Source organism: Hypnocyclicus thermotrophus, assembly GCF_004365575.1.
Taxonomy (GTDB): domain Bacteria; phylum Fusobacteriota; class Fusobacteriia; order Fusobacteriales; family Fusobacteriaceae; genus Hypnocyclicus; species Hypnocyclicus thermotrophus.
Genome location: NZ_SOBG01000001.1, coordinates 297,263 through 323,560 on the forward strand (window position 1 = coordinate 297,263; position 26,298 = coordinate 323,560).

The 26,298-nt window shown below is 27.4% G+C and carries 19 protein-coding genes and 1 pseudogene; 12 read left to right on the forward strand and 8 right to left on the reverse strand.

Features of this window, described 5'->3' with window-relative positions; all coding sequences use genetic code 11:
* Positions 1 to 15 precede the first annotated feature (15 nt).
* A complete protein-coding gene (locus EV215_RS01425; RefSeq protein WP_134112161.1) occupies positions 16 to 609 on the forward strand; it encodes a DNA-3-methyladenine glycosylase in 594 nt (197 codons plus the stop codon).
* Between the two features lie 155 nt (positions 610 to 764).
* On the opposite strand, the gene EV215_RS01430 is transcribed toward EV215_RS01425, so the two are convergent.
* Positions 765 to 3,248, reverse strand: a complete 2,484-nt coding sequence (locus EV215_RS01430; protein WP_134112162.1) for an FAD-dependent oxidoreductase — start codon at positions 3,246 to 3,248, stop codon at positions 765 to 767.
* Positions 3,249 to 3,510: 262 nt separating this feature from the next.
* On the opposite strand from EV215_RS01430, the gene EV215_RS01435 reads away from it, so the two are divergent.
* On the forward strand, positions 3,511 to 4,035 hold the full coding sequence (locus EV215_RS01435; RefSeq protein WP_134112164.1) for a hypothetical protein: 525 nt from the start codon (positions 3,511 to 3,513) through the stop codon (positions 4,033 to 4,035).
* A gap of 116 nt (positions 4,036 to 4,151) precedes the next feature.
* Here EV215_RS01435 and hisA read toward each other — a convergent pair whose 3' ends face one another.
* A complete protein-coding gene (gene hisA, locus EV215_RS01440) occupies positions 4,152 to 4,910 on the reverse strand; it encodes a phosphoribosylformimino-5-aminoimidazole carboxamide ribotide isomerase (protein ID WP_134112166.1) in 759 nt (252 codons plus the stop codon).
* A 309-nt stretch (positions 4,911 to 5,219) separates the two neighbouring features.
* On the opposite strand from hisA, the gene EV215_RS01445 reads away from it, so the two are divergent.
* The 4 genes from EV215_RS01445 to EV215_RS01460 all read left to right on the forward strand — a co-directional run bounded on the left by EV215_RS01445 (position 5,220) and on the right by EV215_RS01460 (position 11,146).
* On the forward strand, positions 5,220 to 6,500 hold the full coding sequence (locus tag EV215_RS01445; RefSeq protein WP_134112167.1) for a tetratricopeptide repeat protein: 1,281 nt from the start codon (positions 5,220 to 5,222) through the stop codon (positions 6,498 to 6,500).
* Between the two features lie 140 nt (positions 6,501 to 6,640).
* Positions 6,641 to 7,654 (forward strand): TAXI family TRAP transporter solute-binding subunit, encoded by a 1,014-nt coding sequence (locus EV215_RS01450; RefSeq protein ID WP_134112169.1) that lies wholly within the window; start codon positions 6,641 to 6,643, stop codon positions 7,652 to 7,654.
* Positions 7,655 to 7,714: 60 nt separating this feature from the next.
* A complete protein-coding gene (locus EV215_RS01455) occupies positions 7,715 to 9,763 on the forward strand; it encodes a TRAP transporter permease (protein ID WP_134112171.1) in 2,049 nt (682 codons plus the stop codon).
* 195 nt (positions 9,764 to 9,958) lie between these two features.
* Positions 9,959 to 11,146 carry a dicarboxylate/amino acid:cation symporter gene (locus tag EV215_RS01460; protein WP_134112174.1) on the forward strand — a complete coding sequence of 396 codons (1,188 nt, stop codon included), beginning with the start codon at positions 9,959 to 9,961 and terminating at the stop codon, positions 11,144 to 11,146.
* Between the two features lie 47 nt (positions 11,147 to 11,193).
* Here EV215_RS01460 and EV215_RS01465 read toward each other — a convergent pair whose 3' ends face one another.
* The 6 genes from EV215_RS01465 to EV215_RS01490 form a co-directional block, all read right to left on the reverse strand.
* Positions 11,194 to 11,424: a thioredoxin family protein gene (locus EV215_RS01465; RefSeq protein ID WP_134112175.1), complete on the reverse strand. Its 231-nt coding sequence runs from the start codon at positions 11,422 to 11,424 to the stop codon at positions 11,194 to 11,196.
* A gap of 54 nt (positions 11,425 to 11,478) precedes the next feature.
* A complete protein-coding gene (locus EV215_RS01470; RefSeq protein ID WP_134112177.1) occupies positions 11,479 to 12,012 on the reverse strand; it encodes a permease in 534 nt (177 codons plus the stop codon).
* Positions 12,013 to 12,489, reverse strand: coding sequence for a permease (locus tag EV215_RS01475; protein WP_134112179.1), 477 nt, complete (start codon positions 12,487 to 12,489; stop codon positions 12,013 to 12,015). It lies immediately after the preceding gene.
* A 102-nt stretch (positions 12,490 to 12,591) separates the two neighbouring features.
* On the reverse strand, positions 12,592 to 16,923 hold the full coding sequence (locus EV215_RS01480) for an acyl-CoA dehydratase activase (RefSeq protein ID WP_134112180.1): 4,332 nt from the start codon (positions 16,921 to 16,923) through the stop codon (positions 12,592 to 12,594).
* 121 nt (positions 16,924 to 17,044) lie between these two features.
* A complete protein-coding gene (locus EV215_RS01485; RefSeq protein WP_243832374.1) occupies positions 17,045 to 18,238 on the reverse strand; it encodes an MFS transporter in 1,194 nt (397 codons plus the stop codon).
* Positions 18,239 to 18,283: 45 nt separating this feature from the next.
* Positions 18,284 to 19,258, reverse strand: a complete 975-nt coding sequence (locus EV215_RS01490; protein ID WP_134112182.1) for a permease — start codon at positions 19,256 to 19,258, stop codon at positions 18,284 to 18,286.
* 191 nt (positions 19,259 to 19,449) lie between these two features.
* On the opposite strand from EV215_RS01490, the pseudogene EV215_RS10715 reads away from it, so the two are divergent.
* The 6 genes and pseudogenes from EV215_RS10715 to EV215_RS01515 all read left to right on the forward strand — a co-directional run.
* Positions 19,450 to 19,560: pseudogene (locus tag EV215_RS10715) on the forward strand (hypothetical protein); the annotation flags it as partial.
* Positions 19,561 to 19,587: 27 nt separating this feature from the next.
* Entirely contained in the window at positions 19,588 to 19,815 is a 228-nt protein-coding gene (locus EV215_RS01500) for a DUF2188 domain-containing protein (protein WP_134112186.1), read from the forward strand.
* Between the two features lie 334 nt (positions 19,816 to 20,149).
* Positions 20,150 to 20,458: a type I restriction-modification system subunit M N-terminal domain-containing protein gene (locus EV215_RS10555; protein ID WP_208320308.1), complete on the forward strand. Its 309-nt coding sequence runs from the start codon at positions 20,150 to 20,152 to the stop codon at positions 20,456 to 20,458.
* Positions 20,446 to 21,654 (forward strand): N-6 DNA methylase family protein, encoded by a 1,209-nt coding sequence (locus tag EV215_RS01505; protein ID WP_208320309.1) that lies wholly within the window; start codon positions 20,446 to 20,448, stop codon positions 21,652 to 21,654. Before EV215_RS10555 ends, EV215_RS01505 begins: the two co-directional genes overlap by 13 nt.
* Positions 21,651 to 22,904 carry a restriction endonuclease subunit S gene (locus EV215_RS01510; RefSeq protein WP_134112188.1) on the forward strand — a complete coding sequence of 418 codons (1,254 nt, stop codon included), beginning with the start codon at positions 21,651 to 21,653 and terminating at the stop codon, positions 22,902 to 22,904. Before EV215_RS01505 ends, EV215_RS01510 begins: the two co-directional genes overlap by 4 nt.
* Complete coding sequence (locus EV215_RS01515) at positions 22,898 to 26,020, forward strand: type I restriction endonuclease subunit R (RefSeq protein ID WP_134112189.1); 3,123 nt, start codon at positions 22,898 to 22,900, stop codon at positions 26,018 to 26,020. The genes EV215_RS01510 and EV215_RS01515 overlap by 7 nt, the downstream gene beginning before the upstream one ends.
* Positions 26,021 to 26,298 lie beyond the last annotated feature (278 nt).

Sequence of the window (26,298 nt, forward strand, 5' to 3'; positions counted from 1 at the left end):
ATAAAAAGGAGAAAAATGTTTCTTAATAAAGATTATTTTCAAAATGATGCAATATTTTTAGCGAAAGATTTATTAGGTAAAATTTTAGTTAGAGAAATAAATGGTAAAAAGATATTATGTAAAATAGTAGAAACAGAAGCATATATAGGGCCTGAAGACAAAGCATGTCATGCATATAATAATAAAAGAACAAAGAGAACAGAAGCTATGTTTTTAGAAGGTGGATGTACTTATGTATATATGATATATGGGATGTATAATTGTTTAAATATTGTAGCAAATAAAAAAGATAAACCAGAAGCAGTATTAATAAGAGCAGTAGAACCACTTAATGAATTAGAATATTTAAAAAAGAACAGAAATATTAAAAGTAAAAAAAGATATGATTTAACAAATGGTCCAGGGAAACTTTGTAAAGCTCTTAAAATAGATAAAAAATTAAATAAATATGATTTATGTAAAAATAAAAAACTTTTTATTTTAGATAGTAAAGATAAAAAAATTGAGATAGTAGAAGCTAAAAGAATTAATATTGAGTATGCAGAAGAATATAAATATAAACTTTGGAGATTTTATATAAAAGGTAATAAATTTGTATCAAAAATTTAGAATGGAGAATAATATGAATAGAAAGCTATATATGAAAAAAATAAAAGCTCCTCTTGAGAAATAGGGCTATTGATATATTTTAATAAAATAGATATAAAGTAATATAAAAATATAAAGAGTATTTCTAAATATTTAGAAATACTCTTTAATTTTAATTAGATAAATAAATTACTATTTGCATTTTCAGAATCACCTAAATAAGTAGCAACTCCTCCAATTTCAACTCCGTCAATTAATTCTTCTTCTTTTATTCCCATTAAATCCATAGACATTTGACAAGCGATAATTTTACCACCATTATCTAAGAATTGTTTCATAAGAGTTTCTACAGAATCAACATTATTTTTTTTCATAACAAGTTTTATCATTTCAGCACCCATTCCTCCCATGTTCATTTTAGAAATAGGAAGTTTACCAACATGTTTTGGAAGCATAATATCAAACATTTTAGCTAAACCTGATTTTTTAACTTTTACTCCGTCTTTTTTTAGAGCAGTTAATCCCCAGAAAGTAAAGAACATGCTTACTTTTTTACCCATTGCAATAGCTCCATTAGCTATAATAAATGAAGCAAGTACTTTATCTAAATCTCCACTAAATACAACTATAGTTTGTCCATCTAAAGTTTTTGCAGGAGCATTAGTTGTATTTTCAACTTTTGGTGTATTTTTTTGTATTTTAGCAGTAATTATTCCTTTACTAGAAGTCACTTCAAGTAATCTATTACCTGTTTTATTTGCCCAAGCAACTACATCTTTTTTAAATCCAGGATCAGTTGCTTTAATAGATAAAATATCACCATCCTTTAATTCTTCTATTGTTTTAAAAGTTTTCATTATAGGTCCTGGGCATTGTAATCCACAAGCATCTACTTCAATACTTTTTGCATCTTCAGCATGAGCAACATGCATTCCACCATCATTTTCAGTTATATAGTTATCAATCCCTGTTGAAGTTCCGTCATTTTTAAATATTCCAATATTTGATTGTTCTACTGTAGTTGGATACCAGAATTTATATCCACCATTCAAGTTTCTTGCTTTAAATCCATTTTGTACTAATATTCTATAAGCTAAGAATCCTCTTACTCCAATAGCACAATATACAATATATTCTTTTTCTTTGTTTAATTTATCGAGATTTTTTCTTAATTCGTTTAAATCAATATGAATTGAACCAGGTATAGTACCAAGCATATTTTCTTCTTTTGTTCTTATATCAAGAAGTACCGATTTATCAGGATCAAGATCTTTCAATTCATGCCATTCAATATGTTTTAATTCGCCATTTTTAATGTTTTCAGCTATATAACCAAAGAAATTTATAGGATCTTTTGCTGAGTTAAATGGTGGAGCATAAGCAAGTTCTAAATCTTGTAAATCCCAAGCTTTAATACCACCTTTCATAGCAGTAGCGATAACATCAATTCTTTTATCAACACCATTATATCCTATTCCTTGAGCACCATATATTGTACCAGTTTCTTCATTATATACAAGTTTTAAAACTATAGGAGTAGAACCTGGATAATATCCAGCATGATCATTTTTATTTACAATAAGAGTTCTATATTTTATTCCATATCTTTTTAAAGTTTTTTCATTAAGACCAGTAGAAGCCGCAGTCATGTCAAATACTTTTGCAATTGCAGTTCCCATTGTTGCAATATATTTATTTTGTTTTAATCCTAGCATATTATCAGCTACAAGTCTACCTTGTCTATTAGCAGGCCATGCTAGAGGGACAAGAATTTTTTTATTTGAAACAAAACAGTTTACTTCTATAGCATCTCCAACTGCATAAATATCTTTATTTGAAGTTTGCATATACTCATTTACTTTAATTCCACCAGTTTCACCAATTTCTAAATTAGCTTCTTTTACTAATTTTACTTCAGGTCTTACACCAATTGATAAAATTACAATATCAGTATCAATAAAATCACCATTTTCTAAAACAACAGTAGTTTTATCGCCATTTTTTCTAAATTCAGTAACACCGTTATTCAAATAAAGTTCTACTTCTTGTTCTTTTAAATGTAAATGTAATTGAGCAGCAATATCAAAATCCATAGGTGTTAAAATTTGATTAGCTTTTTCAATTATAGATACTTTTAATCCTTTGTGTTTTAAATTTTCAGCGACTTCTACTCCTATAAATCCGGCACCAATAACTACAGCTCTTTTAGCTTCTCTAGTTTTCAATCCTTCGATAATGTCATCCATATCATTCATATTTCTAAGAGTATAAACATTATCAACATCATTAATCCCTTTAATAGGAGGTTTTATTGGAGAAGCTCCAGGAGAAAGTAACAATTTATCATAACTTTCTTCATATTCCTCAGAAGTTTCTAAATTTTTTAATATAACAACTTTTTTTTCAGTATCTATTTTTATAGCTTCAGTTTTTACTCTTACGTCGATATTAAATCTTTCTTTCATCCCTTTAACAGTTTGAACTAATAAATTATCTCTTTCTTTTATTACACCACCAATATGATAAGGTAATCCACAGTTTGCAAAACTAATGTAATCTCCTCTTTCAATCATAATGATTTCAGTTTCTTCGCTTATTCTACGAAGTCTAGCAGCAGCACTAGCACCACCAGCGACACCACCGATAATAATTACTTTCATTTATTCATCCTCCTTAAATTTTAATAATAGATTGTGAAAAAAAACATTTTATAAGTCATAAATAATGTATATCATTATATTATAATAATATAATATGTTTGATTTGTCAATATTATTTTTTCTTTAAATTATTATTCTAAAATTTTTTTGAAATCCTTTAAAAAAAATTAAAATTTTATATTATTAAAGATTTAGACATTAATAAAAAATGAAATTTTGACGAAAATATATATTAGTATAACAATAGTTAGGAGTTGGTAAAATGAAAAAATATTTTTTAATTTTAGTATTATTATGTGCAACAATAACAAATGCACATACAATTGAACTTGAAGGAGGAATTGGAATAATAAATAGTATTTCAACTGGAATAACAGGAATTATTCCACTTAATCAATATTCAAAAGATATTTTAATTAATTATAGTAGTGGGATGACGCCATTAATTGGAGAATATTATGGTGTAAGTATTAAGCTACAAGAACCTAATGGATTTAGATATGGGATTTTTTATAAAGAAAGAACTATATATGATGGATTATGGGAGGATATTTTTAGTAATATTTTTTCAGGGGGAAGCTCAAATAGTAATGCGCCAGATAGTAAATACGATATATATGGTATAGGATTAGATAAGGTGTTTTCAAGTGATGAGTTCTTTAGTCCATGGGCTGGAATAGATATAGGATATAGTTATTTACGTAATAAAGATAGTTGGAGTGGAGAAAATGGATATAAAGATTCTTTTTATATGGACTTTAAATTAGGAATAATGATAAGATTTTAATCTCGCTATAATTAAATAAAAGAAATATATTAATATTAAAAAAAATAAATATTCTAAATAAAAAAACAGCTAAGATTTAGCTGTTTTTTATTTAGAATATTTAATATTGATAAATATTATTTTATGTTTTGATTGTTTATTATATATTCAAAAGAAAGGTTTCCACCAAATATATCAAGTGCACTTCCTACAGTATAATGAATTTTTCCATTTCCAATACTATTAATAAGCTTAATATCTTCAAGAGAACGAATCCCACCAGCATATGTAGTAGGAATAGAACAATAATCATTTATAAGATAAAGAAGTTCTTTGTCAATCCCTTGTTTTTTACCTTCTACATCCACTCCATGTATTAAAAATTCATCACAATAATTTTCTAATATTTTTATATTTTCTTTAGATATTTCAAAATTAGTAAAATTTTGCCATCTATCAGTTACAACATAGTATTTATTATTATTTTTTCTACAACTTAAATCTAATACCAATTTATCTTTTCCTATTAAATTGGATAAATTTTCTAGACGTTTAAAATCTATTTTACCATTATTAAATACATAGGAAGTAACAATTACATGACTAGCTCCGTATTCGATATACAAATTTGCATTATTAATAGTTATTCCACCACCAATTTGTAGTCCATTAGGAAAAGCTTTTAATGCTGAAATAGCTTCTTCATCATTTCCAATACCTAGTTTAATTACATGTCCGCCAGTTAAATTATATTTTTTAAAAAGCTTTGCATAATAACTAGCAGGTTTATCAGAAACAAAGTTTTCAATAATGGAATTTGTCTTATTATCTGAAAGAGTTCCTCCGACGATTTGTTTAACTTTTCCATTATGTAAATCGATACATGGTCTAAACATATTTCCCCCTTAAAAATTTATAATTGTTTTTATTTTTTATATTGTAACGTAGTTTTATAATAATTTCAAATGCTATATAAAACTTATATTGATTATATATATTATAGATATATATAATTTCTATATTATAAATAAGACAAAAAAAGAAGTGAAATCATCCTTTATTTACTAAGAAAAAGAATAAAAATAAATTCTTGTATTAGTTAAGCGGTACTATATACGACAAAAACTATTGACTAATTCATTGTTTTTTTGTATTCTATAATAGAAGAAAATTTAAAATAAATCTGAAAAAAGGGGTATGTTGTTATGAAAATATTATCACCAAATGAAAAAATTGTGTATCTAAGAAAAAAATTTAAAATTAGTCAAGTAGAACTTACACAAGGAAAATTTTCAAGAAGTTATCTTGGGATGGTTGAAATAGGGAAAACAAATTTCAATAAAAAATTTGCAAAAGCTATAGTAAATAATTTTAATACTATTTTATCTAATCGGGGGATAGATGAAAGAGTAGAATTAGATTACTTATTAGAAACAAAAGACGAGCAAATGAAAAAAATATCTGATAATTTTTTACAAAGAATTGAAACTGGAGAAGATATTGAAACTATAGCTCATGAAGTTGAAAAATATATCCATGAATATAATATTGATACTAAAATAGAGCTTTATAAAAAAATAGCGGATACATTGTATACTAATCATAATTTTAAAGAATCATTATATTATTATCTTAGAATTTTTAACGACATAATTATATCTAAAAACAATAAAATATTATCTGAAGTTTCATTAAATATAATAAGAATATCATATAATTTAGAAAATTATGATGAAATAGTAAGATTAGAAAAATTAATTAGATATTTTTTAGAAGAATTTGAAGAAGAAATAAGAAATAAAATAATATTTAATCTAGGACTTACATTTTATAGATTATCACAATATGAAGAGTCTTTAGAGTATTTTAAAAAATTAGAATATATAAAAGATAGAGAAACTGTTTTTAGAGTTCAATCAATGATATCACTTGTTTTAAGAGGATTAAAAGAATATGATAAATCACTTTTTATACTTAGAAGTTTATTAAAAAAATACGAGGAAAATGACAAAAAAATATTAATAAATATGTATTTATTAGAATTATATAAAGAAATAGAAAACATAGAAAAAGTAAAATATTATTTTAGAAAAAATAGAAAACTTTTAGATGTTCATATAAATGATGTAGATGCTGATTATCTTTTAAAACATTATTATGAAATAGCAAATACAGCATTATATCTAAATAGAAATGAAATAGCTAAAACTTATTTTGAAAGATTAATGGATATAGAATATGATGATATTACATTTGATTTGGCTTTAGAATATAGATTTAATACTATAGAAAAATTATTATCTTTATATAATAAAAAAGATTTTCATAAAGCTAGAAAATTATTTGATAAATATATAAAATTATTAAATTATAAAAAAGATTTTATATATGGATATTATTTTATAGAATATTTTAATAAGTTTAACTATAAAGAAAACATAGAAAAAACAATATTTAAATTAATAAACATTAATAAACATTTATAAAATATATAGCGTTCATCTAATATATATATGTGATGATTATAAATGACAATATTGACTTTTTTTTTAATTTTTTGTAAAATATTCTTAAATATAGACGTGTATACATAGAAATATATAAAAAGACAAGGGAGGGTACTATTATGAAAAAATATATTTTAAAATTATTATTATTAACTCTTGCATTTGCTTTTGTAGCATGTGGAGGCGGAAATACTAATACAACGAGTAGTAAAAAAACTTTTATTACAATAGGTACAGGAGGAGTTACTGGGGTTTATTATCCAACAGGTGGAGCAATAAGTAAGATGATAAATTCAAAATCAGAATATAATATAAAAGCAACTGTTGAATCAACTGCAGGGTCAGTTTATAATATCAATGCGGTATTAAAGGGTGATTTAGATTTTGGTATAGCACAATCTGATAGACAGTACCAAGCATATTACGGTCAATCTGAATGGAAAGAAGCTGGAAAACAAGAAGAATTAAGATCAGTATTTTCTATCCATCCAGAATCAATTACTTTAGTAGCATCAGTTGATAGTGGAATTAACTCAATAAAAGATTTAAAAGGAAAAAGAGTTAATTTAGGAAATGTGGGTTCTGGACAATTACAAAATGCTAAAGATGTATTAGAAGCTGTAGGAATTTCAGAAGACGATATAAATGCTGAATATGTAAAAGCAGTCGAAGCACCAGGACTTTTACAAGATGGAAGAATAGATGCATTTTTTTATACAGTAGGACATCCAAGTGGAGCTATAAAAGAAGCTACTTCTGGAAGAATAAAAGTAAAAATAGTAAATATAACAGGGCCTGAATTTGATAAATTAATAAATGATAAACCTTATTATGCAAAATCTATAATAGAAGCTAAAAATTATCCAAATGCGCAAAATACAGAGGATATAAATTCAATAGGAGTAAAAGCAACATTAATAACTTCGACAAAAGTTAGTGAAGATGTAGTATATGCTATTACAAAAGAAGTATTTGAAAATTTTGAAGATTTCAAAAAACTTCATCCAGCTTATTCTACTCTTACAAAAGAAAGTATGCTTCAAGGATTATCAGCACCTATTCATAAAGGCGCTTTAAAATATTATAAAGAAGCAGGACTTATGAAATATATAAAAAAAGAACTAATTAAGTAATTGATAAGGCCTCCAATCTTTAGGAGGCTTTTATATTTCAAATAAAGGGAGTGTGAAAAGATGTCGAAATTAGATGAAAATATAGCAGAAGAATTATTAGAAGAAGAAATAGGAAAGATAAGACACAAAAGAAAATTTGATTCTTTTTTAATATCTACAATTTCTATTTTATGGGCTTTATTTCAGTTAGCATTACCAAAATTTTTAATATTAGATAGTGTATCAACAAGAGCAATACACCTTACTTTTGCTACAGTTCTTATATTTTTAAGTGTTCCAATGATAAAAAGGCCATTAAAGAAATTTAAATTTTTACATGAAATAGACAAAATACCATTAATAGATATCATATTTGCTATACTATCTATTTTAGCTATTTTATATATAATAATAGATAAAGAAGGAATAGCCAAGAGAGCTGGTATGCCAAATACAAATGATTATATTATGGGAATAACTACTATTATTTTAATACTTATTGCTGCAACAAGAGCAATAGGTCCTGCATTACCAATAATAGCTATGTTAATTTCTTTATATGGATTTTTAGGACCAAATATGCCAGGAATATTTGCATTTAGAGGAGTGTCTCTTACAAAATATCTTACACAGATATCACTTTCTACTGAGGGAATATTTGGTATTCCACTAGATGTATCTGCTAATACAGTATTTTTATTTGTTTTATTAGGGGCATTACTTGATAAAATAGGAGCTGGACAATTTTTTAATGATTTATCATTTGCATTACTTGGAAAATATAGAGGCGGTCCAGCAAAAGCATCTGTTGTATCAAGTGGACTTAGCGGACTTATTTCAGGGTCAAGTATAGCAAATGTAGTAACTACAGGAACTTTTACAATTCCATTAATGAAAAAAAGTGGTTATCCTGGTAAAATAGCAGCAGCTACAGAAGTTGCAGCTAGTACAAATGGACAACTTATGCCTCCTATTATGGGAGCAGCAGCATTTATTATATCAGAATATCTTGGAGTATCTTATATAGAAGTAGTAAAAGCAGCGATAGTACCAGCTTTTGTATCATATATAGCGTTATTTTATATAACACATTTAGAAGCGTTAAAATTAGGAATTAAAGGATTACCAAAAGCAGATTTACCGAATTTTTTTAAAGTACTAAAAAATGGATGGCACTATTTAATACCATTATCAGTTTTAATATATGAGTTAATGATAATGAGACATTCGCCAAAATTATCAGCTTTTAATGCGATAATTGTTTTATTTGCTGTAACATTTGTTCAAGAACTTATATCAGCTAAAAAAAATAATAAAACTATAGTTGAAGGACTAAAAAATGGAATATTTATAATAACTGATGGACTTATAGCTGGTTCAAGAAATATGATGGGAGTAGCATTAGCTACTGCAGCAGCAGGAATAGTTGTTGGAGTTGTATCTCTTGGAATTGGTAGTATGATAGTACAAATAGTAGAAGTATTATCAAATGGAAATTTATTTTTATTATTATTTATAACAGCTATTGCAAGTTTAATATTAGGAATGGGATTACCTACAACAGCAACATATATAGTAATGGCATCTATTACAGTTCCTGTGATATTAAAGCTTAGTGCTGTTTATTCATTTAATCCTGTTGCACCAGTAGCAGCACATTTATTCTGTTTCTATTTTGGGATATTAGCCGATGACACTCCGCCTGTTGGTTTGGCAGCTTATACAGCAGCAGCTATTGCAAAATCAGATCCAATCGAGACAGGGATACAAGGATTTATATATGATTTGAGAACAGCAGTAATACCATTTATGTTTGTATTTAATCCAGATTTAGTTTTAGTAGGAATAAACAACTGGCCAGAAGGAATATTTATATTTATAATGACATCATTAGGAGCATTAGCATTTACTAACTTTACTCAAGGATGGTTTATAATTAAAAATAAATGGTATGAAACAATATTATTCGCAGTAGCAACTTTAATATTGTTTTACCCTAAGTTGATTAATCTTTTACTACATATAGATAATATTCATAGATACGTATTTTATATATTTGGATTATTAGTTTATGGATTAATATATTTCTTGCAAAAAATTAGAATAAAAAAAGAAGTGAAAATAGCATAAATTATTAAAGTAGTGCAATTAGCACTACTTTTTTTAATTACATATATATAAATACTTTTAACATTGATTTTATTAATAAAACACTATAAGTTTATTTTTTTAGTACTATTATACTAATTTTTTATTGACTTTTTGTAAAATATATGATATTTTTTTGTTACAAATGTATTAAAAAAATATACAGGAGGATTTTATATGAAAAAATTAGGATTGTTAAGTAAACTTATAATTGGAATTATTTCAGGTATAATTATAGGTCTTATATCAAAAAGTTTAAATAACTTTAGAATTGTCAGAATAATGTCTACATTTTCATCAATATTTGGAAATTTCTTAAAATTTATAATACCGTGTATTATAATAGGATTTGTCGCTCCAGGTATAGCGGATTTAGGTAAAAAAGCAAATAAATTATTAGGATTAACAGTAGTTATAGCATATGTATCTACTATAGTAGCAGGATTTAGTGCTTTTTTAATTGGAAGTAATATATTACCAAAATTTATAAAAGCAAAAGAGCTTAGTAAAAATAATAGTATAAATATAGAACCATTTTTTACAATAGATATGCCTCCAATAATGGGAATAATGACAGCTTTAATATTTGCTTTTTTAATTGGACTTGGGATGGCACATTTAAAGTCAACAAATTTATTTAATGTAATAGATGATTTTCAAAAAATAATGAAAAATACAGTAAACGCAGTACTTATTCCATTCATTCCATTACATATAGCAGGAATATTTGCAAAAATAAGTGCAAGTGGGGAAATTTTTTATACAATGAAAACATTTTCATCAGTATTTATAATGATTTTATCACTTCAATTTATTTATGTATTGGTGCAGTATTTTATTTCATGTACATTTGCAAATAAAAATATGTTTGAAGCAATAAAAAATATATTGCCAGCTTATTTTACAGCATTGGGAACACAATCATCAGCTGCTACAATACCAGTTAGTTTAGAATGTTCTAGAAAAAATGGTGTAGATGAAGAGATAGTAGATTTTGTAGTACCCTTAGGAGCTACGATACATTTAGCAGGAGATACAATTACATTAGTTTTAGCTACAATGGCAGTTCTTTTAATGTCAGGAACAACTCCAACATTTACTATGATGTTTCCATTTGTTTTAATGTTAGGTATTACAATGGTTGCAGCTCCAGGAATACCAGGAGGAGGAGTTTATGCTACATTAGGACTTTTAGAAAAAATGTTTATGTTTGGAACTGGACAACAAGGATTAATGATAGCTATACATTTTGCTCAAGATAGTTTTGGAACGGCTACAAATGTAAGTGGTGATGGCGCAATAGCAATACTTGTAAATACAATAAATAAAAAAATAAAACAAGTAATATTAAATAAAGTAAATTAATATTAAAAATCCCATTTAATAAATAAATTATCAAATGGGATTTTTAATTATTTTAATAATTTTATTATATCTTTTGGAGATAATACTCTTCCAGTAGATTTAACTATCTCATCAACTACAAGAGCTGGGGTACTCATTACTCCATATGCCATAATATCTTGAATATCTTCTACTTTTTCTATTTGTGCATTTAATTCTAATTCTTCTATAGCTTTTTTTGTATTCGCTTCTAAAGTTTTACAATTTTTACATCCTGAACCTAAAATTTTAATTACCATGTTTAATCACTCCTTTTAAATTAATATTTAGAAATTTATATATTATATAAGATATTAAAAATTTTGTGTATTTTTATATATTTTTATTTTTTCTTCATCAGAAATAATTTTGTTTAATATTTCTGCAATAATAATTATTCCAAAAATATCTACTATTAATCTTGTTATTGCAAATTTTGCTCCTAATGATGACATTTCAAATAAAAACATAGGAATTTTTGTAGTTGACCATGCACCTAAAAATATTATAATGTTTTTAAATTTTACTCCTTTTTTCATAAATACAGTTGCTATAGGAAATGCACCATATAAAGGACCTGCAGCAGCAGAGCCTATAAATATAGCAAGAAAAATACCTTTTAGCCCTGATTTTTCTCCTAAATGTTTAGTCATAGTTTCTTTTGATATCCATATATCTAATAAACCTAATAAAATAAAAATAGGAGGTATAATTAAAATCATTTCTTTTAAAGAATTAATTGTAATAAAAAAACTTTTCTTACCAATTTCAAAATTTATTGCTAAAAGTATTAATAGCATAGTTATTGTAATTAAAAAGAATACATATCGTTTAACTAATTTTTTCATTTAAATCACTACCTTACCAATTATAAATGCTACTATAAAAGAAAATATAAATGCTAATAAATTTCTAGCTATAGTAAATTTTGTATTAAAATATGTTTTTTCAATAGAAAAAGTAATTATTCCTACCATCATGAGTGTAGATATAAAAGATGCAATTTGCATATATCCAGCGCCATTTTCAAGAAGTAAAGCAGCAGTAGGGAAAGCTATAAATCCAGGTATTAATGTAATAGAACCTATTATAGCCGATATTAATATACCAAAAATTCCAGATTTATCTCCAATTATTTTAGATATTAATTCTGGACTAAAAATAGCTAAAAGTATTCCTGCTAATACAATAACTCCTAAAAATTGAGGTAAAATATTTTCAAATGCTTTTAATCCTTTTTTTAAAGCTTTTTTAGTTTTATTTTTATCTTTTATAAAAGAAATAAATAATAAAATTAATGTTATTAAATATAAAATTATTGTCATTATATAACCACCTTTTTTATTTCAAATGAAATATTTTTAAATATATAGTATATCATATAAATAAAATATTTTATATAATTATTTTTTTGAAATTATAATTATTTATTTTGCATTCATTATTAACATTTGTAATCTATTTTCTATATTTGCAAAACTTGTATTTTGATCGTAATCTAATGCAAGAATTTGTATATCAGGATAACGTTTTTTCATAGGTTTTATTAATCCTCTACCTGTAACATGATTTGGAAGACATCCGAATGGCTGTACAATAATAAAAGATTTCACTCCTTTTTCGGCATATTCTAATATCTCAGCAGGTATTAACCATGTTTCTCCTGAATTATATGATTTATCTACAAGTCCTTCTATTTTTTTACTTAAATCTTTAATACTTATTTTTTTTTCATAAAATTTAAAGTTTTTCATTCGTTTATTAATTTCTTTAAGAACATAATGATAAGCTTTATCTGTAACATCTGCATATAAAAAACTTAATGCAGGGTTTGGGAAATGATGTTTTTTTATCCCTTCTTTTATTGTAATAACTTCTCTTCTAAAGAAATCAACCATTCCAGCCATTATTACTTCTAGTCCATTATTTTCTAGATATTCAACTATTTTATAATTTGCTGTTGAATGATAGTTCATAAGAATTTCACCAATAAAAAAAACTTTTGGTTTGTATTCTTGTTTTGTTTCTATCTTATTAAATCTTTCTACAGCTTTCTCAAATATATTAAAAGGTTCAAAAAATCCTTTTTCAAGAGAATTAGCAATTTTTTTTACATAATATTCATAAACTTGTTTTGTTTCACCTTTATTCACTTCATAAGGTTTTATTTTTCTTTTTATTACTTGTAAAGTATCAATAATTGCTACTCCTACAAGCATACGTACTTGAAATTTTATTCCAAGTTTTATTCCAGGATGTACTCCAAGCGGGTCATTACCTGTAGTTACTATAGGAATATTTTCATAACCAAATGAATTTAAAGCATTTCTTATGACCATTAGATACTGTGCTGCTCTACAATCTTCACAATTTTGAGCAAGTCCAAAAGCAATTTCATTAGGATTATATTTTTTTTCTTCCAAGACTTTTAACATTTCTCCAGTATTTATAAAAGCTGGATAACACATATCATTATGTACGTATTTTTTAGCAAGTTCTATAGCTCTTTCATCAGCAATTTCAAGTCTTTTAGCTTTATAACCTAAGTGTTTTACAACAGCTGTAGCAATTTCACTAAATGCTTCTGAAAGGTTTGGAATTAAAATTGTTTTTAACTTTTTATCTTCATATTTAAATCTAGCTTTATATCCATTTTCTAAAGATTTTATTTTAAATTCTTTTTTCTCTTTTCTTTTTTCTTTTATTGTTTCAATAAAAGATTTTATTCTAATATTAAGAGGACCTATTACTTCTCCTTCATCTACTTTTAAAGCCAATAGTTGTTTATTAGAAATTTTATTTAATATTCTTGCAAGTTCATCACTATTTATAGCATCATGCCCACAACCAAAACTAATTATTTGAGCTACTTCTATATCTGGCTGTTTTGCAGCCCATAATGTAGCCAGAATCATTTCTGAATGAAATCTATTATTTACATCTATCATAATGTTTTCTATATCTTTATCGTTTATATCATAAGGGACAGAATCAATAGTTAATATAGGTATATTATTTTGAGTAAATATTGATGAAATATTATGATTAATTAAACTATCTGAATGATAAGGTCTTGCGGCTAAAAGGACAGCAAAAGTATTATGTTCTTTAGCATATTCTATTGCCTCTTTACCTATATTTATTAGTTCTTCATTAAATTTATTTTGTGAAATATTTGCTATATCAATAGCTTTTTTTATTATATTTTCTTTTAAATTAAATGTTTCGGTCATATATTTTATAATTTGTTTATCCTTTAATTTTTCACTTGTCCATCTAAAAGTGGGATTATCAATTATTAGATTATATCTATTACTTATATCATTATTTTGAGAAAGCATTAAAGCTGAACCTTGTACTACCGCACATAATCCATCTGAATTTTTTAATTTTTTAGTAATTTTAGGTAATTTTAAAAAAGTAGGGATAAAAATTCTATCTACTTTTTTTTGAGCAAGATTTTCAATATGCCCATGAGCTAATTTTGAAGGGAAGCATATAGTATCTGAAGGTATAAATTTCATTCCTTCTTCAAATATTTTGTAAGAGCTATTATCTGATAAAATCACTTTAAATCCAAGTGTTTCAAAAAAACTTTTCCAAAATGGTAAACTATTCCAAAATTCTAATATTTTAGGAATCCCAATAGTAATATTTTTTTGAGGTAATAATAATATATTTGAATATTTTTTTAATATTAATTTTTCTCTACTTTTCATTACATCTGGAACTTTGTTAATTTTATTAATTTTTTCTTTTAATTCTTTTTTAGTTTTTTCGATAGAAATATTGCCAATAATTTCTCCACGTTCACATTTATTTCCTGTTACAAAATATGTACCATCAGAAAATTCAATTATACTTCTTACACAGTTATTTGTACAAAATTGACATATAGAACCAGATTTTTTTGTATAAGAAAAATTTTCTAAATTTTCTAATCCAATAAAAGTAGATTTATAATTTTTTTGCTTTGTTATGAAATCTTTAGTTAATAAAGCAACTCCATATGCTCCCATTTCTCCTGGGAATGGAGCACGAATTACTTTTTTATTAGTATATATTTCTAATGCTCTGAGTACTGCATCATTTTTAAAAGTTCCACCTTGAACATAAATTACATTACCTAAATTATCAAAATCATTTATTCGAACAACTTTAGTAAATACATTTTCTATAATAGACATACATAAACCAGCTAAAATATCTTCTTTAGTTTTACCTTGTTTTTGTTCAGTAATAATACTACTATTCATAAAAACTGTACATCTAGAACCAAGTCTTGAAGGAGATTTTGATTTAAATGCTAATTTAGCAATATCTTCTAGTTTTACATCTAAAGATTTTGCATAAGTTTCAAGAAATGACCCACATCCTGAAGAACAAGCTTCATTTAATACAATATCTGTTAAAATATTATTTTTAATAAAGATAGCTTTCATGTCTTGCCCACCAATATCCAATATAAATGAAATATCTTTATTAAATTTTAAAGCTGCTTTTGCATGTGAAACAGTTTCTACATTATGATAATCTGCTTTGAAAGCTTTATATAGCAAATTTTCTCCATATCCTGTCGTTCCTACACCTTTTACATTAAATTTAATATTTCTTTTTCTATATTTATCTTTTAAATAGAGTAAGCCTTGTTTTGCAACTGTTAAAGAATCTTCTTTATTTGAACTATAAAAATTATCAATTATTTTATCATTTTCATCTATAAAAACTATTTTTGTAGTTGTAGAACCACCATCAATTCCAATATAAATATCTATATTTTCATTCTCTTTTAAAATTCTTTTTAATTTAGTTTTAGTATGCCTTTTATAAAATTCATCTTTTTCTTCTAAGTTTTTAAAAAAAACATTATTATAATTATCATTTGTTTCTAAATTATATTTATATGCTTCTAACCGTTTAATAATTTTCTCTAAATTATATTTTTTTGTATCTTTAAATAATTGATTAATAGCTAAGGCAGTACCATAAGCTACAAAAATTTCAGAATTTTTGGGAATGATAACCTGATTATCAGAAAAATTTAGTCTTTCTTTAAATACTTTTATTAATGTAGGATTAAATTTTAGTGGTCCACCTTGAAATATAACAGGAGGTAGTATTTCATTTCCTTGAGCTAATCCACTAATAGTTTGTTTTGCTATTGAATGAAAACTAGAAAGTGCAATATCTTCTTTTGGAACTCCTTGATTTAATAAAGGCTGAATATCTGTTTTTGCAAAAACTCCGCAACGACCAGATATATTATATATATTTTTACCTTTTGATGCCAAACTTTCAAATTCTTCAGTTTTAATATCTAATAATTCAGCTATTTGATCAATAAAAGCTCCAGTTCCACCAGCGCAAACTCCATTCATCCTCATATCAGTATTAACTATATTACCTTCATTATTATGATTAAAAAATATAACTTTTGCATCTTGACCACCTAGTTCAATTGCAACTTTCGTATTTTTGTATTTTTCTTTTACTGCAATTGCATTAGCAACAACTTCTTGAATAAAATTAATATTTAAATAATTCGCAATTTTTTCTCCGCCACTTCCACAAATTGCAATTTTAAAATTAAAATTTTTAAAATTAATATTTATTTCATTTAGTATTTTTTTTAAAGTTAATATAATTTCTGCATTATGTCGTTGATATATAGAATAAATAATTTCATCTGTGTTATTTATGATAACAGCTTTAATTGTAGTTGAACCAATATCGATTCCGAGTAAATAAGTAGTATCCATTATAATCACCTTTTTCATTTTTTTATTTTATAAAACTATATATTTTTTATCATATATTTTTAAATACAACAATAGGCAATTATAATTTTTTTATTATAAAATTTTTAGTAGAATCATTTTTTTATTGATTGTTATAATAGCCTTTTGCTTTTCTCATTTCAAATCTAGCTACAAATATAGCTGCAATAAATCCTACTGTAAGTAATATATAGGAAGTATTATAAAAAATTTTCGATATAGTATATTGTTTCATTATATAACCATTAAGTGCTGTTCCACTAGCACCACCTACAAACATATTAAATGATGCAAGAGACATAGCAGTTCCTCTCATTTTAGGTAATTTTTCTTGAGCTGTAGAAATAAGAGTAGTTTGCATAAAGATAAATGCTATACCAAATCCTATTAAACTAATTCCTAATATCCACACATTTTTATAAGATGATATTGCAAATAACGACATAAATCCTAATATTCCTGCTGTTATTAAAAAACCATGTTTTAAAATAATTCTTGCTTTCGGAACAATTTTTCCACCTATTACAGTTCCTACTCCAAATAATGATAAAATTAATCCAACTTGAAGTATATTGAATCCTGTAATTGATTGGAGTAATTTTCCAGAATATGTAAAACTTCCAAATACACTAAAACCTACAAAAAATATCAAAGTAACTAATCTCATAAATCTATAATTTGATAAAGGAACTTTATAAGCTGAAATAAAGTTAAGTTTATTAACTACAGGGTTATCTCTTTCAAGCATTTTTAACATAGCTAAAGCTAAAATTAATTCAGCTATACCATATCCGATATAAACGATACGCCAAGAACCAAAGTATGCTAATGCGCCACCTATTGCTGTAGCTGTAGCACCACCTAAAAACATAAGTCCCATTACTTTACCAAGTGCTTTTTGTCTATTTTGATTATCAAAACTTTGTCCTACAAGTGCCATAGTTACAGGGAAAATACCTGCTCCAAAAGCTCCGTTGACAGCTCTAAAAAATATAAGAGATGGTAAATTAAAAGCAAAGCCTCCTAAAATACTAAATGTAGCTGTCCCAAGTGCTGCAATGTTTATTATTTTAGTTTTTCCGTATCTATCTGATAATGGACCAAATAATAAAGTAAATAATCCAAAAGATAGCATATATGCCGTAACTGATAATGCTGCAGTTTGAATGTTAAGATTTAAATCTTTTGCTATGTCAATTAAAAGAGGTGCTGCGGCATAGTTATCGCCATTTGCTAAAAAGGCCATTAATCCAAGTATTAACAACATTTTATTCATTTTTTTCATATCATTGTTCATTTTTTTACTCCTTATATATAATTTTTTTATTAAATAATCTTTTGGTTATAATAACCAATTAAATAGATATCCAACAATAATTATTGATATACCTGTAATTATAACAAATGTAGTTATTAATCGAGGTTTAATTACTTTTTTAAGTAATATCATTTCTGGTAATGAAAGAGCTGTAACTGCCATCATAAATGCTAATGCAGTACCTATTCCTACTCCTTTATTAATTAATGCTTCTGCTATTGGAATAGTTCCTAGAGCATTTGAATACAAAGGTATACCAAATAAAACACCAACTATTACAGCTATAGGATTATTAGGGCCTGCATATTTTGCTAAAAGTTCTGCTGGAGCCCATCCATGAATTAATGCTCCTATTCCTATACCAATTAATAAATATATCCAAATTTTTTGTACTATTTCTATTACATGTTCTTTAGCATAATTAACTCTATCTTTTTGTGTCATTTCTTCAATAATTGCATTTCCAGCTTTCATTTTGTATACATATTCTTCTACATATTTTTCCATTTTAAGAAGTCTAATTATTATACCGCCAATTATACCTATAATAACTCCTGTTATTACATAAATTGTAGCTATTTTCCAACCAAAACTACCAAGCAATACAGCAAAAGCAGCTTCATTTACTATGGGAGATGTAATTAGAAATGAAAAAGTAACACCAATAGGAATTCCAGCTTCTACAAAACCGATAAATAAAGGAATAGAAGAACAAGAACAAAAAGGAGTAACTATTCCGAGTAAGGACGCCATTAAGTGAGCACTAAATCCATTATATTTTTCAATTATTTTTTTTGTTTTTTCAAGTGGGAAATAACTTCTAATATAAGTAATAGTAAAAATCATAAAACTAAGAAGAATTATAATCTTTATACTATCATAAAAGAAAAAATGTATACTTTCACCAAGTCTTGTATTCATTTGAAGATTAAAAACATTTTCTACTAATAGCTTTATTAGATCATAAAGCCATCCAAAATTAAAAATATATCCTAACATTATATTTTAACCACCTTTCATTTTATTGTTTTACTATTTAATAAAATTCTAATATATTATAATAGGAGATCCTTGTTTTGTCAATAAGAAAATAAAAAGTTATTTTTTTCTCTTGATTTTTATTGAAAATAAAGTTAATATTATATATGTACTAATAATTAAGAGGATTTTTTGTAAATAAATTTAGAGATGGTTTGATATATGAAAAATATAATATACTAGAAAATATTTATAATGAATTAATGAGAGTAAGTTCAAAAGGAACTTATACTCATCAGAAGACTTATAAAAATTATAGATAAAGAAAAATTAGATGAGGAGGATTTGTAATGGGAAAAAATCAACATGTAGTTCCACATGGAAAGGATTGGGCAGTTAAGGGAGCAGGAAATTCAAAGGCGACTAAAGTAACTAAAACACAAGGCGAAGCTATTAAAAAAGCAACAGAAATTGCTAAAAACCAAAAGTCGGATACAAAAATACATGGTAAAGATGGAAAAATAAGGGCAGGGAACAGTTATGGGAGTGATCCTTGCCCACCAAAAGATAAAAAATAAAAAAGATGAGTAATTTGATATGGCTACTACTGGAGAAAAACCAGGAATTGGAACCTATATTTATAAAAAAATGTGGAACTAGAATTAGATTAGATGACAACACAGATATTATGTCGCATGTCCAAAATGTAATGCAACAGAATTTCTACAAAGCTTTGGTTATAAATACATATCACTAGTATGAGGAGTGAACAAGGTAGATGTATTTCTGTCTGATGTCATCGTAAATAGGTATAGGTTATATGATTGCTATCATTTAATTATGAAACTAAAAAAATATATTGAAAATAACTAAAAAAATGATATTTAAAACTAATAAAGGAGATTAAAATTTATGGCAAAAACAGATAATAGCAGTTTTGAACAAAAACTATTTAAAGCGGCAGACAAACTTAGAAAGAACATTGATGCCGCAGAATACAAACATGTTGTGTTAGGTTTGGTGTTTCTAAAATACATTTCCGAATCGTTTGCAGAACTCTATGACAAATTAGAAGCTGACGAATGGAGTGACCCAGAAGATAGAGACGAATACATTGCTGAAAATGTTTTTTTTGTACCCAAATTAGCTCGTTGGACTCATATTCATTCTCAAGCTAAATTGCCAACTATCAAACCATTGATGATGCAATGGAAGCCATAGAAAAAGAAAACAAAGAACTTAAAAATGTGCTCCCACAAGTTTATGGCAAAGCCAATTTAGACAAAACCTCTTTGGGTGAATTGATTGACTTAATCTCTAACACAGAACTACAAGCCGAAAACCAAAACTCAAAAGACCTTTTTGGTAGAGTTTATGAATACTTTTTAGGAGAATTTGCCAATGCCGAAGGAAAAAAGGGTGGACAATTTTACACACCAAAAGCGATTGTAAAACTGATGGTTGAGATGATAGAGCCTTACAAAGGGAGAGTTTACGACCCTGCAAGTGGTAGTGGTGGAATGTTTGTGATGAGTGAAAAGTTTGTAACTGAGCATCAAGGAAACATAAAAGATATAACTGTTTACGGACAAGAGAGCAACCAAACCACTTGGAAACTTTCTAAAATGAATTTAGCCATTCGTAACATAAATTCAAAGTTTGTGGCTTGGAATACCGAAGGCTCATTTTTAAAAGATGCTCACCCTGATTTAAAAGCCGACTTCATTTTAGCCAATCCACCTTTTAACCAAAAAGATTGGGGAGCAGATATTTTACAAGAAGATGGACGGTGGAAATATGGCACACCACCAAATGGAAACGCCAACTTTGCTTGGATGCAACATATGTTGTATCATCTATCGCCAAGAGGTGTAATGGCAACGGTGCTATCTAATGGAAGTTTAAGTTCCAATACTTCGGGAGAAGGAGAAATTCGTAAAAACTTAGTAGAAGCTGATTTGGTAGAGTGTATTGTAGCCCTACCAAAACAACTTTTTTACAATACTGGTATTCCTGCTTGTATTTGGTTTTTGCGTAGAGAAAAAAACAGCCATAGCAAAGATGTTTTATTTATTGATGCTTCTGAAATGGGCTTTATGAAAGACCGTGTGCATAGAGACTTAGCCCCAGAAGACATTAATAAAATAAAAGAGACCTACCACAACTGGCGTAAAGACGAAAACTACGAAGACCAAAAAGGTTTTTGTAAATCTGCCACGCTTGAAGAGATACGCAAACATTCTCATGTATTAACACCAGGACGATATGTAGGCATACCCGATGAAGAAGATGACGGCATACTATTTGAAGATAAAATGACTGAACTTACAGCAACTTTAAAACAACAAATGGACAAAGAAACCGAGCTTAACCAAGAGATTGAAAAACAACTTGCTAAAATTGGGTTTAGATTATGAGTGCAGATAATAATGTACCAAAAGGTTGGGTGGAGACTACTTTGGGTTTGTTTCCTGAACAATGGAAAATAATAACAGCAGAAAATTTTTGTATAAAAATTGCAGATGGAACTCATAACTCACCTAAAAAAACAAAAGAAGGAAAGTTGTTAATAACTTCTAAAAATATTAAGAATAGTAAATTAGAAACATCTTCTGCATACAATATTTCCATTGAAGATTTTACTGAAATTAACAAAAGAAGCAAAGTTGACAAATGGGATATTTTATTATCAATGATTGGAACTGTTGGAGAGGTTTGTTTATTAAATAATAAACCTGATTTTGCCATAAAGAATGTTGGATTATTCAAATGTGGAGATGAAACAAAGGCTAAGTGGTTATTTTATTTTTTAATTAGTAAGATTGGTCAGAATTATATATTGAGTAGACTATCTGGGACAACTCAAAAATATATAACTCTTGGAGAGCTCAGAAAATTTCCAATTCCAGTCCCCCCACTCCAAGAACAAGTCGCCATAACAAAAATACTAACCGCCTTTGATGACAAAATAGAACTCTTACAAGCCCAAAACAAAACCTTAGAAACCACCGCTCAAACCATTTTTAAAGAGTGGTTTGTGGAAGAAGCAGGGGAGGATTGGGATAGAGTTAGTTTAGGTAATTCTGAGTTATCTAAAATAATAGGAAGTGGACTTACAGAATTTAGAGGAGAAAAGATATATCTTGCTACTGCTGATGTTCAAAATGAAAAAATTGTTAACACAGAAACTTTTATAACATTTAACAAAAGACCTTCAAGAGCAAATATGCAACCCGTATTAAATTCTGTATGGTTTGCAAAAAAAGGTAGTGTTAGAAAAGTACTGATGTTTGATTTAAATTCAAAAGAAGAAGTTGAAAAATATATTTTATCAACAGGATTTAGTGGATTAAAAACTACAAATCTATCTCATTATTATATTTGGCTATTCGTATTTAGTAAAGAATTTCAAGAAATTAAAGATAATTTATTGAGTGGTAGTGTTCAAGCTGATATTAATAATGACGGGATTAAAAATATTATGATTCCAAAACCAGATAATAACATTTTAGAAAAATTCAATAATATCGTTGAACCATTGTTTCATAAAATTCAAAAAAATAATTCCCAAATCCAAACCTTAAAACAAACCCGCGACACCCTATTACCAAAATTAATGAGCGGGCAGTTGCGAGTTGATGAATTTAAAGAGAGTGCGGTATGTTAAACGAAAATACCATAGAACAATCATTCATTGACCAATTAATAGCTCAAGGCTACACCTATTATAATGGTAAAGAGATTGCCCCAAATAGTGATAATCCACAGCGAGAGAATTTTGCATCAGTGATTTTAGAAAAGCACCTAAAAGCATCATTAAAAAAATTAAATCCGACATTGAGCGAATCGGAACGAGTTGAAGCCTATCAAAAAATAATCAATCTTGGCACAGAAGATATAATGGAAAACAACGAGCGTTTCCATAACTTACTTACAAATGGTGTAACGGTAGAATATACCAAAGACGGAAAAACAAAGGGGATTAATGTTACTTTGTTAGATGTTGAAAATCCTGACAACAACAGCTTTTGGGTAGTTAATCAGCTTGTAGTAAAAGAGAACAACAACGAGAAGCGTTTTGATGTAGTTATTTTTGTAAATGGTTTACCTTTGGTATTTGTGGAGTTAAAATCTGCCACAGATGAAAACGCAACACTTCGTAAAGCTTACACACAAATTCAAAACTATAAAAAAGCCGTTCCAACTATTTTTTATTATAATGCTCTTTGCGTTATTAGTGACGGAATAGAAGCAAAGACATCAAGTATATCAGCACCATTTACCCGTTATTTATCGTGGAAATCGCCAGAGAAATTAGACAATGACCCACGGACAGAATTACAAATTTTAACCCAATATATGCTGGGTAAAAAAACATTAGTTGAGCTAATACGATACAATACTGTTTTTGAGCAAGAAGAAAAAAAAGATGAAAAAACAGGCTTAGTTTTTCAAGTTAAAATCAAAAAGGTTGCAGCGTATCATCAATATTATGCGGTACAAAAAGCAGTTAAAGAAACTTTGAGAGCCACAAATTCAAAAGAGGGTGACCGTAAAGTTGGCGTAGTTTGGCATACACAAGGTTCGGGGAAATCATTATCAATGGTTTTTTATGCAGGTCAAATTATTACACACCCAAAAATGGGAAATCCAACCATTGTAATGCTTACTGATCGTAACGACTTAGACGACCAACTTTTTAGCACTTTTGGAAACTGTAAGCAACTTTTAAGACAAACACCTGTGCAAGCCAATAGCCGTGAACATTTAAAAGAGTTATTAAAAGTTTCAGGTGGAGGTGTAATATTTACCACTATTCAAAAATTCGCACCACAAGAGGGAAATATTTACGAAACACTATCAGAACGCACAAATATTGTAGTTGTTGCAGATGAAGCACACCGTAGCCAGTATGGTTTTAAAGGTAGAGTTGTAGAAAATGAAGAGGGTTCGGAAATTAGATACGGAAATGCAAAATATTTGCGTGATGCTTTGCCCAATGCTTCATACATTGGTTTTACAGGAACGCCAATTGAAAAAGAGGATAAATCAACGCCTGCTGTTTTTGGAGATTACATTGATGTTTATGATATTAAACAAGCCGTAGATGATAGAGCAACCGTTCCAATTAGTTACGAATCTCGTTTGGTAAAAATTAAATTAGATGAGCAGACCGCCAAAAAGTTAGATGAAGAAATTAATGATATTTCTGATGCTACGGAAGAGCAGATTGAAAAAGCAAAGAAAAAAACAGCGACGATTGATACCGTAGTAGGACACCCTGACAGATTAAAAGATATTGCCAAAGATATTGTAAGCCATTTTGAAGCAAGGCAAAAAGTTTTTGAAGGTAAAGCTATGATTGTAGGAATGACACGAAATATTTGTGTGAAATTATACAATGAAATAGTCGCATTAAAACCCCAGTGGCATAGTGATGATATAGACAAAGGAACTATTAAAGTTGTAATGACAAGTTCGACAGATGACCCCGAGATATTTCAACCGCATCACACTACAAAACAGCAACGAAAAGATTTAGCAATACGGATGAAAGACCCTAATGATGAGTTAAAATTGGTCATTGTTCGTGATATGTGGCTTACTGGATTTGATGTACCGAGTATGCACACTTTGTATGTAGATAAAAAAATGCAAGGGCATAACTTAATGCAGGCAATTGCAAGAGTAAACCGTGTTTACAAAGACAAACCAGGTGGTTTGGTGGTTGATTACATTGGAATTGGTCAAGAACTTAGAAATGCAATGGCAACTTATTTGCAAAGCGGTGGGAAAGGTTCAGCAATTGTTGATATAAAAGAAGCTATCGCAGGAATGAAAGAGAAATTTGAAATTGTAGAGCAGATGTTCAACGGTTTCGATTATAAAAGTTATTTCAAAGTTGATACAGCTCAAAAATTACAAGTTTTGCTCGGTGCTCAAAATTTTATGTTATCTGATGTTAAACTCAAAGAGAGATTTTTAAAAGAAGTAACATTGCTGTCAAAGCTTTTTGCAATGTCAGTCCCAAGTTTTGAGGCAGAGGTGATAAAAGATGAAGTTGCATTCTTTCAAGCTGTAAAATCAAGAATAAATAAGTTTTCAGGGAATGGAATTAAATCGGATTACGAAGTTGAAACTGCGATTAAGCAAATTGTAGATGATGCACTTTCAAGTGATGGTGTCATAGATATTTTTGAAGCAGCAGGAATTGAAAGTCCTTCAATTAGTATTTTGTCGGATGAATTTTTATTAGAAGTTAAAAATATGCAACAAAAAAATGTTGCGTTTGAGTTGCTCAAAAAACTATTGAGTGATGAAGTAAGAGTTAGGAAAACAAAAAATATTGCACAAGGAAAAAAGTTTTCAGAAATGTTAGAGTCGGTTGTTAAACGATATCATAATAATCAAATAGATTCTGCACAAGTATTACAAGAATTATCAGAAATTGCCAGAGAGATGCGTTTAGAAGATCATAAATCGGAAGAACTCGGACTTACACCAGAAGAATACGCTTTTTATAGTGTGTTAAGTGAAAATGAATCAACTAGTTTTTTAGATGATAATAAGATGAAAGAATTAATTCACACCATTGTTGATGTAATTAGGAAAAATGCAACTGTTGATTGGAGCAAAAGAGATGATGTAAGGGCAAAATTAAGATTAACAGTAAAGAAAATATTGATGCGTTATGGTTATCCACCAGATTTAGCAAGAATGGAAGCAGACAAAGTTTTAGCACAAGGTGAAACATTAGCAGAAATATTCTCATCAGAAAATTAGAGTTATGAAAAGAAAATCTAACCCAAAATCCATACACATTTGCAATTTGCATGAGTCAACGCTTAACCGAAAATTACAAATGTGTATGTCTTGTCATCGTAAAGCTTACGAATCTCAAAGTCAACGTTTAATAATATTTTCCCTATATGTTTTATAGATATTTTAAATATACAAGAATGGGAAAATTACTTTTTTTAGAAAGTCCTCATATAGAAGAATTTTTTAAATATCAACTTAAAACTTGCAATAAATAGTAATCTTTGGAAAGAAATACAGTG

Excerpts from the sequence above, each read along its gene's own strand:
- EV215_RS01425 (WP_134112161.1), top strand. The coding sequence starts at position 16 with ATGTTTCTTAATAAAGATTATTTTCAAAATGATGCAATATTTTTAGCG.
- EV215_RS01430 (WP_134112162.1), bottom strand. The coding sequence starts at position 3,248 with ATGAAAGTAATTATTATCGGTGGTGTCGCTGGTGGTGCTAGTGCTGCT.
- EV215_RS01435 (WP_134112164.1), top strand. The coding sequence starts at position 3,511 with ATGAAAAAATATTTTTTAATTTTAGTATTATTATGTGCAACAATAACA.
- hisA (WP_134112166.1), bottom strand. The coding sequence starts at position 4,910 with ATGTTTAGACCATGTATCGATTTACATAATGGAAAAGTTAAACAAATC.
- EV215_RS01445 (WP_134112167.1), top strand. The coding sequence starts at position 5,220 with ATGAAAATATTATCACCAAATGAAAAAATTGTGTATCTAAGAAAAAAA.
- EV215_RS01450 (WP_134112169.1), top strand. The coding sequence starts at position 6,641 with ATGAAAAAATATATTTTAAAATTATTATTATTAACTCTTGCATTTGCT.
- EV215_RS01455 (WP_134112171.1), top strand. The coding sequence starts at position 7,715 with ATGTCGAAATTAGATGAAAATATAGCAGAAGAATTATTAGAAGAAGAA.
- EV215_RS01460 (WP_134112174.1), top strand. The coding sequence starts at position 9,959 with ATGAAAAAATTAGGATTGTTAAGTAAACTTATAATTGGAATTATTTCA.
- EV215_RS01465 (WP_134112175.1), bottom strand. The coding sequence starts at position 11,424 with ATGGTAATTAAAATTTTAGGTTCAGGATGTAAAAATTGTAAAACTTTA.
- EV215_RS01470 (WP_134112177.1), bottom strand. The coding sequence starts at position 12,012 with ATGAAAAAATTAGTTAAACGATATGTATTCTTTTTAATTACAATAACT.
- EV215_RS01475 (WP_134112179.1), bottom strand. The coding sequence starts at position 12,489 with ATGACAATAATTTTATATTTAATAACATTAATTTTATTATTTATTTCT.
- EV215_RS01480 (WP_134112180.1), bottom strand. The coding sequence starts at position 16,923 with ATGGATACTACTTATTTACTCGGAATCGATATTGGTTCAACTACAATT.
- EV215_RS01485 (WP_243832374.1), bottom strand. The coding sequence starts at position 18,238 with ATGAACAATGATATGAAAAAAATGAATAAAATGTTGTTAATACTTGGA.
- EV215_RS01490 (WP_134112182.1), bottom strand. The coding sequence starts at position 19,258 with ATGTTAGGATATATTTTTAATTTTGGATGGCTTTATGATCTAATAAAG.
- EV215_RS01500 (WP_134112186.1), top strand. The coding sequence starts at position 19,588 with ATGGGAAAAAATCAACATGTAGTTCCACATGGAAAGGATTGGGCAGTT.
- EV215_RS10555 (WP_208320308.1), top strand. The coding sequence starts at position 20,150 with ATGGCAAAAACAGATAATAGCAGTTTTGAACAAAAACTATTTAAAGCG.
- EV215_RS01505 (WP_208320309.1), top strand. The coding sequence starts at position 20,446 with ATGGAAGCCATAGAAAAAGAAAACAAAGAACTTAAAAATGTGCTCCCA.
- EV215_RS01510 (WP_134112188.1), top strand. The coding sequence starts at position 21,651 with ATGAGTGCAGATAATAATGTACCAAAAGGTTGGGTGGAGACTACTTTG.
- EV215_RS01515 (WP_134112189.1), top strand. The coding sequence starts at position 22,898 with ATGTTAAACGAAAATACCATAGAACAATCATTCATTGACCAATTAATA.